The 15,009-nt window shown below is 38.1% G+C and carries 8 protein-coding genes; all 8 read right to left on the bottom strand.

Features of this window, described 5'->3' with window-relative positions; genetic code table 11:
- Nucleotides 1-15 precede the first annotated feature (15 nt).
- Nucleotides 16-1,359 carry an FAD-dependent oxidoreductase gene (locus I586_RS01530; RefSeq protein WP_010764939.1) on the bottom strand — a complete coding sequence of 448 codons (1,344 nt, stop codon included), beginning with the start codon at nucleotides 1,357-1,359 and terminating at the stop codon, nucleotides 16-18.
- Nucleotides 1,360-1,652: 293 nt separating this feature from the next.
- The gene (locus I586_RS01525; protein ID WP_010764940.1) at nucleotides 1,653-2,876 is read right to left on the bottom strand and encodes an amidohydrolase family protein; all 1,224 of its coding nucleotides are present in this window, start codon (nucleotides 2,874-2,876) and stop codon (nucleotides 1,653-1,655) included.
- 23 nt (nucleotides 2,877-2,899) lie between these two features.
- Entirely contained in the window at nucleotides 2,900-4,255 is a 1,356-nt protein-coding gene (locus tag I586_RS01520) for a hypothetical protein (protein ID WP_010764941.1), read from the bottom strand.
- Between the two features lie 299 nt (nucleotides 4,256-4,554).
- Complete coding sequence (metA, locus tag I586_RS01515) at nucleotides 4,555-5,478, bottom strand: homoserine O-acetyltransferase MetA (RefSeq protein WP_010764942.1); 924 nt, start codon at nucleotides 5,476-5,478, stop codon at nucleotides 4,555-4,557.
- A 163-nt stretch (nucleotides 5,479-5,641) separates the two neighbouring features.
- A complete protein-coding gene (locus I586_RS01510) occupies nucleotides 5,642-11,779 on the bottom strand; it encodes an Ig-like domain-containing protein (RefSeq protein WP_010764943.1) in 6,138 nt (2,045 codons plus the stop codon).
- Nucleotides 11,780-12,188: 409 nt separating this feature from the next.
- On the bottom strand, nucleotides 12,189-13,037 hold the full coding sequence (locus I586_RS01505; RefSeq protein WP_341830609.1) for an adhesive domain-containing protein: 849 nt from the start codon (nucleotides 13,035-13,037) through the stop codon (nucleotides 12,189-12,191).
- Entirely contained in the window at nucleotides 13,034-13,177 is a 144-nt protein-coding gene (locus tag I586_RS17235) for a hypothetical protein (RefSeq protein ID WP_010764945.1), read from the bottom strand. Before I586_RS17235 ends, I586_RS01505 begins: the two co-directional genes overlap by 4 nt.
- A gap of 298 nt (nucleotides 13,178-13,475) precedes the next feature.
- Entirely contained in the window at nucleotides 13,476-14,825 is a 1,350-nt protein-coding gene (locus I586_RS01500) for an NADH oxidase (RefSeq protein WP_010764946.1), read from the bottom strand.
- Nucleotides 14,826-15,009: the final 184 nt, after the last annotated feature.

Below are 15,009 nucleotides of genomic sequence, written 5' to 3'. Positions count from 1 at the left end.
TCTTTTAATTAATTCTTATTGCTCATTTTTTAGCGCAGTTAATGCAGCTGTATTAATGATATTCCAAGGCTTATCAAATGATGGTTGGAAGAAAAAATCAGCATATGCTAAATCTTCGATTGTCATTTTAGCTTTGATAGCGAGTGAGATTGCATTGATATTCGCTGTTAAATCAGCTTTTGACATCAGTTGTGCGCCTAAAATTTGTGTTGTTTCAGGATCGTATACTAATTTAAACCAGGCTTTTTGTTTGTCAGGATTGAAATCCATCAAATAATCTTCGACAACTAATGCGGATTTTGTTTTTATATTTAATTTTTTAGCCATTTCTTCATTGATTCCTGTTGACGCAAATTTGTAATCGAAAACGGCTAAACCAGATGAACCTTGAACACCAGGGAATGGTTTAACTGGCGCAAGCAAATTTTTCACGGCGAAGCGCCCTTGCTTTCTTGCATTTGTTGCTAAAGCAATATTGACCTCCGTTTCACCAGGGTTATATTTGATCAGAGTGGCATCACCTACCGCAAATACATCAGGTACACTTGTTTGCATGTATTCATCCGTTTTGATTAATCCATTTTGGTGTAGTGCTAATGTATCTTTTAGCCAACCAGTGTTAGGACGAACACCAACTGCAACAACCACAAGGTCAGCATCATATTCTGCTTTATCAGTTACAACTTTTTGTACATGCCCTTCCCCTTTGTAACTTTGAACTGTTTCGTTGGTTACAACATGGATATGATTTGCTTCCATTTCTTCTGTTAAAACATCTGTAAATTCTTTGTCTAGATAAACACCTAATGGCCGATCTAAAATATCAATAACAGTGACATTTTTACCTGCTTTTGCAAATGATTCAGCTGCTTCGATTCCGATATACCCGCTACCAATAACCACTACATTGTTCACTTCAGGATCTACTGTTTTTTGTTTTAATTTTATTGCCCATTTTCTGCCGCGCATTAAATAAATATTTTCTAAATCTTTTCCAGGAACGTTTAATTCAAATGGCACTGCCCCCGGGCTGATAATTAATTTGTCGTAATCTTCTACACGATCTTCACCAGAGATCAAGTCTTTTACAACAACTTGATGTTTTTCAGGATTGATTGCAGTGATTTCAGTATTGGAAAAGACATTTACACCTCTACCCGTCATTTCTTCACCAGTCATATAACGAACGGAGTTAACGTCTTTTACTTTCCCTTCTAAATAAAGTTGCATACCACAGGATAGAAAAGAAATAAAATCGCCTTTTTCGTACCATTGGATTTCTGCTTCTGGATGTAGAGTTAGTAACTCTTCTACAGCTTCGTAACCTCCGTGCGATGAACCTAGAACAATAACTTTCATTTCTTGTACCTCCAATATTATTTATTATATAATAAAGAGTATCATACAATTGTATGTAATAACAAGTATTTTTCCTTTTAATTCTCATTTATATAATCTAATTGAGAATTAAAAGGAATTTAGACTAGTTATAATCATGACATAATGTTCCTCTATTTACCTAGTGGATCATTATTCTCATTTCTCTTTTGCTAACTAGTTTACATAAAAATATTATATGAAACTTTTTGGCGAAAAGAGAAAAACAGCATGTGATAACTGTAATTACGAGTTAATCAATGCTGTTTTAGAGATTATTTAAAAATAGTTACTTCTTTTTTTACTTCGACAGTAATTTTTCCATTCTTTATAACATAATTTCTTTCAGGGATATCAATGATCGCATCTGCTTTAACTTTTGTATCCAATAATACTAGATCAGCTTTATTTCCAATTTCAATTCCATAGTTTTCAAGACCTAAAGCTTTTGCTGGATTTTCAGTTATCATTGGTAAAACAGTTGGTAAGTCATCCGCCCCTCCTAAATGTCCTACTGGAATAGCTAACATCGCAATCTGCATCAAATCACCATTTCCATAAGGTGTAAAGGCATTTCGAATATTGTTCGTCGCTAAACAGACGTTAACACCCGCATCTCGCAACTTTCTGATTGGAGTCACGGCTCTTCTCACATTGTACGTATCATTTCGAGCCCCTAAGTGCAAATCGGTTGCAGGCAATGCCATAACACTGATTTTAGCCTCTGACATTAGAGACAATATTCCTTTCAATCGTTCAGGTTCTAATGCATGAAGTGCAGTTAAATGACCAACTGAAACCCTACCCTGATAATTTTCTAGTATTGTTTTTTGGCATAAATATTCAATTGAAGTATCTGTTGCTTCATCGCTGAAATCTTGATGAAGATCGATGTCTTTGTTATATTTTTTCGCAATTTCAAATACTAAATCAATATGTTCATTTGCTGGAGCATCGTTATATGGGATACCTCCAACAACATCAGCTCCCATCTCCATTGCTTCGTACATCATTTTTTCGGTGCCAGGCGCTTTAAAAATACCTTCTTGCGGGAAAGCAACAATTTGCATATCAATCAGATCTTTATATTCTTCTTTTAATTTCATAATTGTTTTAAATCCTGAAAAACCTTGAGCTGGATCAAATTCAGCGTGTGTTCTAACTGCTGTAACACCATGGCTAATAATCATTTCTAAGGCTTTCTTTGCTCGTTCATAAATATCGGCTTCTGTAAAAGTTGGTTTTAATTCTGCTGTAACACTGATTGCTTCTTGCAGTGTGCCAGATTTATTTGGTTTGCGGTCTGCGATCAATGCTTTATCTAAATGAATGTGACTTTCTACAAGACCTGGGATCAAAACTCGTCCGTTGGCTTCAATTACGTTTACTGCATTTTCTGTCAAGTTTTCTGAAATAGCAACGATTTTCCCATCTTTAATTCCAATATCCTGTAAGTTTTCTCCGTCGCTCAATCTTGCTTGTCTAATTAAAATATCCAATTCTTAACACCCTTTCTTTTACTTTAAATAAAGAATCCAATAGCAATTAACAATACAGAGGCTATGCTGATCCATTTTACATTCCCTTTGACGACATCTAAAATAGGAATTTGGAAACCAGAAGATAATGCTTGCATCGTAATGTTAACAAAACTCATTTGACTTCCTAAGCCTACACCTACAGCTACTAGTCCAAGCTCAATCGAAGAAAAGCCTAACGACACTGCGACAGGAAGCACTAAGGTTAAAACTGAACCAACGTAGGCCCCAGCTGGTATACCGATTAAGATTCCTGTTAGGACAGCAACAGGCACCATGATCATGGCTGGTGCTGAGCTCGCAATTCCTGCAATTACCGCAAATGTTCCTGTTTGGGCAATAATATTAATAAAAGCAAGAAAAATCCCAACTTGGAATAATCTTGTTAAAATATAAGTTGATCCATCTACCATAGCCTCTACTGATTGATTTAATGTAAAGTCTGAACAGATATAAATCAAGGCTAAGGTCAAAATCATATAGACTAAAGGTGTCAATAATGCAAAGCCAACTAGATCATTGACTACTGGTCCAAAAATCACTGAAAATAAAAGGAAAATAGCTGGTAAAGTTAACTTAAATAACGCTTTATTACTCATTTGAGCGTATTCATCTTCACTATTTTCTTTAAACCCTAAATTTCTTCGTTTTGTTCCCCAAAATGCTAAAATAATGGCTAACGCACAAAATAGCAACCAAATCGGACGCATATCTGAAACATATTTTGATACACTGAAATCGCCTAATTTAGATACGATACTTGATTCTAATGAAGCAGGTGATGTTGTAAAGGAAACGGCGGCTGCAAGTGACATTGCAGCAATCAATTCTGGGACTACGCCAACTGCTACAAAGGCTAGCGGTGCAATAACCATTGCGCTACCACCACCAATTCCAGACATATACGTTGCTGCTGCTAGTAAAATTACAATAAAGGCTGAAACATATTCAACTTTTCCTTTTGTCCCTCGTTTAGCGAGCGTCAAGGCAGCAGAATAGCCTCCGGATTTAAATACAGCCATAGCTATAGCTGAATTGATGATTGGTACGGTGATACCGAGCATTGTTGGGATAGTTTCTAATAATTGTTGGTTTGCTTGTTCTAATCCTATACCACCAATAATCATTGCCAACACCCCACCAACAAAACCAGCAATGATCATATCAACTTTCATAAATAATAAAACCAATACTAAAATTAACGGGATAATAACAATTACAGCTTTTATGCCCGAGGGTGCAGTGATTGCATCGATTTCTTGTGCAAATGCAGGTACAAACGAAAAGATAAATAGCATTGAGAGTAAGAGTCCACTCAAAAATCGTTTAGGTATTTTCATAATTATTCCTCCAACTAATGATAATTAAAGCATGTTTACTTCTTTAAAATTGGCTAATAAATAACTGTTTCATCGATAAATAAATTGTGTGATCAACTTTTTATAAATGATTTCAATTGTGATACCCCTCCTTTCTTCTTCTAATAATACGTTTATTTTTCTAAAAAAGGAACAAGAATGCTTTTTGGACAGATAATAATACGTTAGCGTTTGCATCTCTTTATAAAATGCATTTACAAAAAAGGACTAAAATAAAATAAATCGCTCATTTTACTTTAGTCTGTTCTCATTTAATCGTTTTAGTCTTCTAGTAATTTTGTTAAGTCATACGGTGTGTTTTGATAAACTGCATAGTTCAACCAATTAGAAAATAACAATGATGCTGCCATATGCCATCTTAGCTGTGGACGTTCGCTCGTATCATTGTGCGGAAAATAATTTTCAGGAAGATTTGGCTGAATCCCCTTGAGCTGATCCCGTTTAAATTCTTGTTCTAATGTTTCCCGATCATATTCTAGGTGTCCCATTGCATAAAAAGCTCGGTTGTTTTTATTTCCAACCAAAAAAAGTCCAGCCTCGTCAGATTCCGCTAAAACTTCTAAATCTTTCGCGAGCGCTATATCACTACGCTTAACGCCTGTATAGCGTGAATGTGGTGCATCAAATATATCGTCAAATCCTTTTAATATACTCCATGTAGGTGTTAATACCTTATGCGTATATATACCTGTTAATTTTTGCTGTAAGCGATATTTATTGATGTTATGATGATAATAAAGCCCTGCTTGTGCTCCCCAACAAATGTGAAAAGTGGAAAATACATGTGTGTTGCTCCATTGAAAGATTTCTTGTAGTTCCTCCCAATAATCAACCTCTTCAAAAGGTAATTGTTCGATTGGTGCACCTGTTATGATCAATCCATCATAAAATTGTTCTTTTATGGCCTTGAATTGATGATAAAATCGTTCTAGATGCTCACTTGATGTATTTTTAGCATCATGACTACACATATACAAAAATTCCACATTGATTTGAAGTGGTGTATTACTAAGCAATCTCAATAGCTGGACTTCCGTCTCAGCTTTTTTCGGCATTAAGTTTAAGATCAAAATTTGTAGTGGGCGAATATCTTGATGCATGGCGCGATCTTCATCCATTACAAAAATTTTCTCTTTTTCTAGTACTTTTATAGCGGGTAGTTCTTTGGGAACTCGAATCGGCATGCGTATACCCTCTCTTTCTTTTTGTCTACTTTCATTTTACGACAAAATAGTCCATAAAGAAAGATTCTTTATAAGAAACCATCCACTAAAAAAGTATGAGATGGAACCATTGCCCCATCTCATACCTCGCCCTTATAGAAAGTTCATTCGTTATTTCACTTTTTTATTCATCTTCTTTTTTGTGGGTGCGTTTGAAAGTAAAGAAACTGAAAACACCGAGCAATAATGCCCCTAGGATGCCCCAATTACTGAAAACTTCACCGTTATTAGGAAGATTTTTTTGAGAACTATTCAGGTTGTTGAATCCTGAGCTTCCATTATTTCCCAAGTTACTGCCATTCCCAGCTCCATTATTGTTGCCGTTTCCTGCATCTGGATCAGCTGGAAGTTTGAATTTAGCTGGTTCGCTCTTGTTGCCTTGTTCATCTTTAGCAATTGCTGAAACTAACTGTTGCGGTTCAGCAAAACCAATTGGGATAGTTATTACGAACAACCCATTATCACTTGCTTTAGCACCAGCTAACATCTCGCCATTCTCGTTTTGAATTTCCACGTCATTTCCAGGAGTTGCAATTCCTTTAATCGTATAACCAGTCATTGAATTTCCTGTTACACTATCAACTATTGGTGTTGCGACATAAACAGTAGGATCTGCTGGCGTCATAAACGGTGTTGCTGTACTGACGTCCCCTATATTGTTTTCAGCTGTTGCTGTTAAGGCTTCTTTCTCAGTTGCTGAACCCGTTGGCAATGCAATTGAAAAGTCTCTATCAGGTGCTAGAGCTGATTGACTATCAATTAGTGAGTACTGCCCATTTGAATCAGCGATACCAGAACCAATAACACGGCCAGCTGCATTGCGGATTTTCACTTTATGGCCTGCTGTTGTTTTACCTGTCACAATGTAGCCTGCTTTAGATGTTCCTGTCACATTTTCAATCGTCGGCGCTTCAATAGATGATGAAGGGTTAGCTGGAATTGTAAAGAGTGTTGGTAAACTCATGTTAAGTTCATCATCGATTGCGATTGCGTGTAATTGTTGTAACGGATTTACCTCTTGACCTTCTAATTCAATCGTGAAATCTCCATTTGGATCAACACTTCCTGTGCCAACTTCAGCTCCAGAAAGAGTTCGAAGCGAAATTGAATTTGCAGGTGTGGCAGTTCCTTTTACAGTATAGCCTGTACTAGAATTTCCAGTCACACTTGTAATAATTGGAGATGCTACAACTACTGGATCAGCTGGTGTGATAAATGATGTAGCAGGACTTTGATGGCCAGCTCCGTCAGAGTCTATCGCGCGCAATTGTTCACGAGCAAGCGCTGCTCCAGCCGGAAGAATGACTGTGTAGTTTCCATTTTCATCAACTGTTGTTGCACCAATTTCTGTTCCAGTTAATTTTTTGATCAAAAGTGTATCGCCAGCTTTGGCAGTCCCTTTTACAGTATAGCCTGTACTAGAATTTCCAGTCACGCTTGTAACAATAGGTGCTGGAATAACGACTGGATCGGCTGGTGTTGTAAATGGTGTCGCACTACTTTGGTTTCCAGCTGCATCAGAAGCGGTAGCTTTCAATTGTTCGCTTGGTGTTACCAAGCCAGCTTGAATGACTATAGAAAATTTGCCAGATGGATCAACTGTGGCAGAGCCAAGATCATTGCCGCCCGTATTTGTAATAGCTACAGTATCACCTGCATCTGCCGTACCAGTTACTGTATAGCCAGTTGAAGAAGACCCTGTTACATTCGTAACGGTTGGTGCTGTTACACTGACTGGATCAGCTGGTGTTGTAAACGGTGTTGCGCTACTTTGGTGTCCGTTTCCATCTTCAGCTACGGCTACTAATAACTCGTTTGAGGATGCTAGATTGATTGGAATCAATACAGTAAAGTTACCATTTTGGTCAGCAGTTGCTGTGCCAATGATTGTTCCACCAGTGTTTTTGATTATTACAGTATTTCCAGCATCAGCTGTTCCGTTTACGGTATAACCTGTAGCTGCTGTTCCTGTTACACTTGATACGGTTGGCGCAGTTACAACAACTGGGTCAGCTGGTGTAACAAAGCTTGTTCCTGGACTTGTATTCCCATTTGGATCTTGTGCTGTTGCAGTTAATTGTTGGTTAGGTGTTGCTGAACCAACAGGAATAATCACAGTGAAATCTCCATTTTGATCTGCAACTGCTGAACCAACAACTGTTCCACCAGTATTTTTGATTGAAACAGTGTCACCAGGCGTAGCAGTCCCTGTTACTGTATAACCAGTGTTTGAAGAGCCAGTTACGCCTGTCACAACAGGTGCGTTAACAACAACTGAATCAGCTGGCGTTGTAAATGGTGTTGCACTACTTTGATGTCCATCTCCATCATCGGCGATTGCGTTCAATTGTTCATTAGGAGAAGCTAAACCTATTGGGATAGTAACTGTAAAGCTTCCATTCGGATCAGCTGTTGCAGTGCCAATAACTGTTCCGCCAGTATTCTTGATCAAAATAGAATCGCCAGCAGTAGCGCTACCAGTCACTACATAACCAGAAGCTGAACTTCCAGTTACTCCTGTTACAGTTGGTGCAGTTACAATAACTGGATCAGCTGGTGTGATAAAACTTGTTCCAGGACTTGTGTTACCATCTGGATCTTGTGCTGTAGCAGTCAGTTGTTGGCTAGGAGTTGCTAAACCTACTGGAATTGTAGCTGTGAAGTTTCCGTTTGAATCAGCAATTCCAGAGGCAATAATTGTTCCTCCAGTATTTTTGATTAAAACTGTATTTCCAGCAACTGCTGAACCTTTCACTGTGTATCCAGTTGCAGAACTACCTGTTACTTCTGTTACAACAGGCGCTGGTACTATTACTGGATCAGCGGGTGTCGTAAAGTTTGTCCCAGGGCTTGTATTCCCATTTGCATCTTGAGCTGTAGCAGTCAATTGTTGATTAGGTGCTGCTGAACCTGCTGGAACAGTTACTGTGAAGTCACCGTTAGAATCAGCTACTCCAGTACCGATAATTGTTCCACCTGTGTTTGTAATCGTGATTGTATCTCCAGGTGTTGCGGTGCCTGTCACAGTATAACCTGTGCTGGATGACCCAGTTACTCCAGTTACAATAGGTGATCCAACGACGACTGGATCACTTGGTGTCATAAACGGCGTTGCTAAACTTTGATGTCCATTTCCATCATCGGCGATAGCTGATAATTGTTGGCTAGGCATCGCTGAGCCAACTGGAATAACAACGGTAAAATTACCGCTAGAATCAGTTGTTCCAGTGCCGATAATTGTTCCACCAGTATTTTTGACTAACACAGTATCCCCGGGTGTTGCGGTTCCCGTTACAGAGTACCCTGTTGTGGAAGTACCTGTCACATTTGTGATGACCGGTGAACCAACTAAAACAGGATCAGCTGGTGTATTAAAATTAGTCGCGATACTTTGGTTTCCTAAAATGTCAGAAGCAATTGCTTTTAATTGTTCATTTGGTGTCGCTTGTCCGGTTGGAATGACAGCTGTATAATTCCCTAGTAAATCCGCTTGAGCAGTAGCGATGACAGTTCCTCCAGTGTTTTTGATAGAAATCAGATTTCCTGGAGTAGCTTTACCTGTAACTGTGTATCCGCTAGCTGAACTACCAGTCACACCCTCTACAGTCGGAGGTGCAACGATTACCAAATCAGGTGGTGTAATAAATGGTGTTGCACTACTTTGGTTCCCAAGGCCATCAAATGCGATAGCGTTTAGAGATTCAAGTGGTGTTGCTGACCCGATAGGTAAATTGATGGAGAATTGTCCCAGCGGATCTGCAGTTCCAGAAGCAAGTACTGTCCCTCCTGAATTTTTGACTGTCACAGTATCTCCTGGTGTAGCAGTCCCTGTTACTGTATAGCCAGCCGAAGAATTACCCGTAACCCCTGTTACGACTGGAGCTGGAACGACCACTGCATCAGCAGGTGTTTCGAATGGTGTTGCACTACTTTGGTTAAGACCACTCACGGCAATTGCATTCAACTCTTCACTTGGAGAGGCTAAGCCTATTGGGATAACCGCAGTAAAATTACCAAGTGGGTCAGCGATTCCGGCAGCGATGATGATTCCGCTTGCGTTTTTAACTACTACATTATCTCCTGGAGTTGCTGTCCCTGTTACAGCGTAACCAGTTGCAGAGTTTCCTGTTACATTAGAAACTGTTGGAGCTGGAACAATTACTGCATCAGCTGGCGTTGTAAAAGAAGTTGGATCACTTTCGTTTCCGTTACCGTCTGAGGCAATTGCGTTTAATGTTTCATTTGGCGTCGCTATACCTGGTAAAAGTATTACAGTGAAATCACCAGAGCCATTTGCTACTCCTGACCCGATTACAGCACCACCAGCATTTTTAATTATGATACTATCCCCTGGAGTTGCTGTCCCTGTTACGGTGTAACCAGTTGCCGAATCACCTGTTACACCAGAAATAGTTGGTGAAGTGATAACGACAGGATCAGCTGGCGTTGTAAATGTAGTTGGAAGACTAGTGTCTGATCCGTTTGATGCAATAGCTTGTAATTCCTCATCTCCAACCGCTGCGCCTTGAGGAATCGTGATTGTAAAGTTTCCACCCGTTGCAGGACCAGATGCAATTGTTGTACCACCAGCATTTTTAATCGTGACAGTATCACCAGCAGTCGCAGTTCCTGTAACTGTATAGCCTGTTGCTGAAGTCCCTGTTGTGTTTGTCACTACAGGAGGTGCGACTACATTTACTGGATCTGCAGGCGTTGTAAAGGACGTTGGCGTACTATCTACGCCATTTTTAGAAGCGATTGCTGTCAATGCTTCGCTAGCAGTTGCTGCTCCTTGAGGAATCGTGATTGAAAAATTTCCGCCTGTTGCAGGACCGGATGCAATCGTTGTACCGCCAGCATTTTTAATCGTGACAGTATCCCCTGCAGTCGCAGTTCCTGTAACTGTATAGCCTGTTGCTGAAGTTCCTGTTGTATTTGTAACAACTGGAGGTGTGACTGCACTTGCTGGATCAGCAGGCGTTGCGAAGGATGTTGGCGTACTATCTACGCCATTATTTGATGCAATGGCCTGTAATTGCTCATTCTCAACAGCTGCGCCTTGAGGAATCGTGATTGTGAAATTCCCACCCGTTGCAGGACCGGATGCAATTGTTGTACCACCAGCATTTTTAATTGTGACGGTATCGCCAGCAGTCGCAGTCCCTGTAACTGTATAGCCTGTTGCTGAAGTCCCTGTTGTATTTGTCACTACAGGAGGTGCGACTACAGCCGCTGTTCCAGCATAATAAATATCTGATACTCCGTTTGCAGTACTAATCAAGCTGACATCGATCACATCCGTTTTTACAACGGTACCAACAAATCTTGCATCTAAATTTTGCGATAGACTAGTCGGACTAACAACTGTTGTTGGGATATTTACTGTGGTAGATCCTAACAATGATGCATCAGCTAATTGATTGATTCCCGCTCCGCCAACTCCCACAAGTGGAATTGCTAAATTAAGTGCTGCATCGATTGGCACTTTTGCTGCAGCTAAGGCTGTATTAACTACGGGTACGAGAATAATATTGGAACCCGTTGCATTCAATTGATCGATAGCGGTTTTTAAATCTTGCAGAATTGTTCGAACATCTTGTGCTAATACAAGACCTAACCCATCATCAATATTCGCACTGATGTAGGAACCGTTTCCTGCAAGAGTTGGTGTTGAAGTAAACGATGCACTACCGAAGTTTTCTATATTTTTTAAAGCGGCTATCTTTTGATTAACATTTGTCAGGTTCAAATTAACCCCTGTGGCATTTCCAATTGTATTTTGGACTATGTCTGTTAAAGCGTTAGACAAGTTATCAACGGCCGTCAAAGTTCCAGATAAGAAAGGAACGTCAGCAAGTGTCAAAGTAATGTTTGTGTCAATTTGCGCAGGGCCATTTACTGCTACTCGACCATTCAATTGATTTGGAATTGCAAGAACTGCTTGTTTTTTCCCGCTTGTTATAGCAGAAGCACCAGCTAATTCACCACCAGTTATTGAGAAATCGACATTTTTAGTTGCACCGTCGGCTGCCCATCGAGCTCCTGTTGTTGTTCCGCTACTATTTGAGCTACTGATATTTGATAAAATTTCCGCATCTAAAACTGCTGCAGATGCTGTAATCCCTCCCGGTAAGTAAAATGACAGCGGAACAGTTAAAGGTGCGATGACCAAACTACTTGTTAACACTAATGATAACGCACGATACTTAGCTTGTTTTTTTGATTTATTAGTGTTCTTCTTTTTTTGCTGATCATTTTTCATGATTATCCTCCTCATTCGTTTAAAGTAATACCAATTAACACACAACTAGAAGCTTGCTAAATTATTTTTAACACTCTCCTTTCATGAATCTGAGCAACCTTAAAATTTATTTAAGCTTCTACCTTCGGATTTTATAACCTTTATAATATTTTTGGAAATGATATGTATCGGAAATCTTAATTTTTTTTAATTATTAAAAAAATAAAATTCTCAAAAGAATGCTATCAATGATTAAAAGCCTTATAAAAAGCCGTTTAAAAGCTTGTATATACTAATCGTTTTTTAATTAAAATAATTTTACTTAAAAAATATTTATTAATAACATAATATTTATCGGGTTATAAAAAGCTGTTTCTTTCTTCGTTAGAAAAAAACAGCTTTAGACTATAAGATTATTTTCAACTTTTTCTTATTTTTTATAGTAAATGTGAGAATAATAGTCTTCTCTGAACGTGACAAGTTTATCAAGATTGGTATCAGTTTGAATTACTACTCCCGGAAACTTCAAGTCCGTTGTATCACTATCAAGAAGATTATTTAAAGTTGGCGAAGCTAATGGGGTAGTGATTTTTACTGGAACTACCACGTTTGTATCTCCCGAAATAGAAGCATCAACAAGTTCATCTACTGCTTGTCCCCCGTTATCTAATAAAGGAAGTGCAAGGTCTATGGCATTTACTAAAGCAGCTTTTACAGGGATTAACGTTGTGTTTATAAGACCTGCAACATAGTTTGAAGTTATTCCGCTACCTGTTGCTTTCAAATTGGTTGTTGCTGTCTTTAAATCGATGAGTATTTTTCGAACATTTGCAGCAAGTGTTATCCCTAAGCTATCCTCTATGTCAGACGAAATGTATTTACCCGAACTAGCTAGTTCAGAATCAGCATCTATGTTGACATTTCCAATATGCTCCACATTCTCCAAAACTTCTAATTTTTCATTAAAATCCTGAACATTGAAATATACACCTGTCAGATTCCCTAAAGTCCCACTTAAAATATTTAGAACTTGACCATTTAAAGCTTGTGCAGTGGTAAAAACAGTATTTAAAAACGAAATATTATCTAAATCAAGAGTGACATTTGAATCTACTTCAGTTTGTCCATCTGACGTCACATTGCCAAGCATTTCACTAGGAACACCCAGATATACTTGTTTTGATCCTGTTCTATCTGTACTAACATTAAGCAATTTGCTGCCTGTAATCGTGAAATTTACTACTCTAGTTTGCCCATCCGCTAGCCAAGGATTCTTCAGTGAGGTACCACTGGAATTACTACTAAGACATTTCTAATAATATATCGATATTTACAGTTGCCTCCGCTAATCTTAGTATGCCAACCATTCCCATCAATGCAGCGTTTTTTTGTTTTTCTAACAATACGACTCTGTTTCATCTTCGTACACTCCTCATATTAATTGATTTTTTCATTATTTGTTTTCTAACAAAAATCCCTCCTTCTTTCCAGTTTATGAAAACGTCAACAAATAATGAATGTATCTCCATAATAAATTATCTATTCATAAAAAATAAATATTTAGCACAAAAAAGATAAACATAACAATTTGTTTTCGCTTGTTTTTTTAAAATAAACAATAAATGTTGATTGTTAAATGACCAACAGGGGAAATCGACTCCTAGGAAAACATTAAAAAAACAAAAAAAGAGGAGACTTATTCTCCTCTTTTTTTGTTTTATTTATTTGCTATATCTTTCAAAGCTGCTTGAGCTAACAAGTTCAAATAGTTCCATGGACGATCGAAATGTGGTTGGAAGAAGAAATCAGAAATGGCAAGGTCTTCAACTGTCATTTTATTTTGAACAGCCAATGATAATGTATTTGCTGATTGAGTGATATCATATTTAGACATCAATTGACCACCAACGATACGGTTGGTACCTTTTTCATAAACTAGTTCCATCATAACATTTTCTGTTGTCGGCATAAACTCTGGACGATAGTTATCTTCAAATTGAGTTGCTTCAACTTCTAAGTTGTTCATTTTTGCACTTTCCAATGTAACGCCTGTTGAACCAATTTTCCAACCAAATAAATATAGGCCAGAAGTTCCTTGTGTGCCACGATACGCCAATTTTTCTTCTGTCAAGTTGTATCCAACTAACATACCTTGACGAACAGCATTTGTTGCCAATGGAATATAATTAGTTGTATTGCTTGGATTATAGTGTACTACTGCACTATCACCAGCAGCTAAAATGTCAGGATTGCTTGCTCTCATGTACTTATCGACTACAATAGCGCCATTTGGTAGCATATCAACCTTGTCTTTAAGTAATGTAGTATTCGGGCTAAAACCAACACACATAATAACCATGTCAGCGTCAAATTCTTGGCTAGGTGTAATTACTTTATTCACATGACCAGATGCGTCAGCTTGAAATTCTTGAACGTTCTCACCCAAAGCTAGAGTAACACCACGATCTACAAGTTCTTTTTCTAGAACATCTGTAAATGGTTTATCTAAATATTTATTTAAAATACGATCTAAACCATCAATCAAGGTAACTTCTTTTCCAGACTCTACAAACGCCTCAACAAGTTCGATACCAATATAACCACCACCAACTACGACGACTTTTTTTGCGTCTTTAGCACGTTCAATAATCACGTTCGCTTGGTTGAAGTTTTTACATAATAAAATATTATCGGCATCTATTCCTTTGATTGGTGGAACGATTGGCCATGAACCAGTTGTCATTACTAATTTATCATAATCAGTTGTTTCAACTTTACCAGTATTCAAATTTTTAGCAGTGACTGTTTTATGATCAACATCAATAGTTTCGACTTCATGTTCCATTTTAACTGTAGCACCTAGTGACGCTAGTTCTTCAGGACTTGAATAGAATAAACTGTCAGCCTCCTTCACTACTCCTCCAACATATAGAGCGATACCGCATGATAAAAATGATACATTATCATTTCGTTCATAAACGATTACCTCCGCGTTTGGGTGATTTGTTAAAATACTTTTGACTGCAGCTGTTCCTGCATGCGTACATCCTACGACTACGACTTTCATTTTGTAAATCCCTTCTTTCAAGTTAAATTTTTCACCAATGAATTTGATAAAACTCTATTGGTATACTAAAAATATAACAAAGTGAGACCTCAGATTCGAGTTCTTTGCTTGTGAATAGCAAAGTTATTTTTTCACAAACTTCATGTATTTTAACCGTAAATACATTAAAATATCAATATTCTCA

The organism is Enterococcus moraviensis ATCC BAA-383 (assembly GCF_000407445.1).
Lineage (GTDB): Bacteria > Bacillota > Bacilli > Lactobacillales > Enterococcaceae > Enterococcus_L > Enterococcus_L moraviensis.
Note: the sequence above shows the minus strand (reverse complement) of the source record. Positions and strands in the feature narration are given on the sequence as shown.

Excerpts from the sequence above, each read along its gene's own strand:
- I586_RS01520 (WP_010764941.1), bottom strand. The coding sequence starts at position 4,255 with ATGAAAATACCTAAACGATTTTTGAGTGGACTCTTACTCTCAATGCTA.
- I586_RS17235 (WP_010764945.1), bottom strand. The coding sequence starts at position 13,177 with ATGAAACAGAGTCGTATTGTTAGAAAAACAAAAAAACGCTGCATTGAT.
- I586_RS01530 (WP_010764939.1), bottom strand. The coding sequence starts at position 1,359 with ATGAAAGTTATTGTTCTAGGTTCATCGCACGGAGGTTACGAAGCTGTA.
- metA (WP_010764942.1), bottom strand. The coding sequence starts at position 5,478 with ATGCCGATTCGAGTTCCCAAAGAACTACCCGCTATAAAAGTACTAGAA.
- I586_RS01500 (WP_010764946.1), bottom strand. The coding sequence starts at position 14,825 with ATGAAAGTCGTAGTCGTAGGATGTACGCATGCAGGAACAGCTGCAGTC.
- I586_RS01510 (WP_010764943.1), bottom strand. The coding sequence starts at position 11,779 with ATGAAAAATGATCAGCAAAAAAAGAAGAACACTAATAAATCAAAAAAA.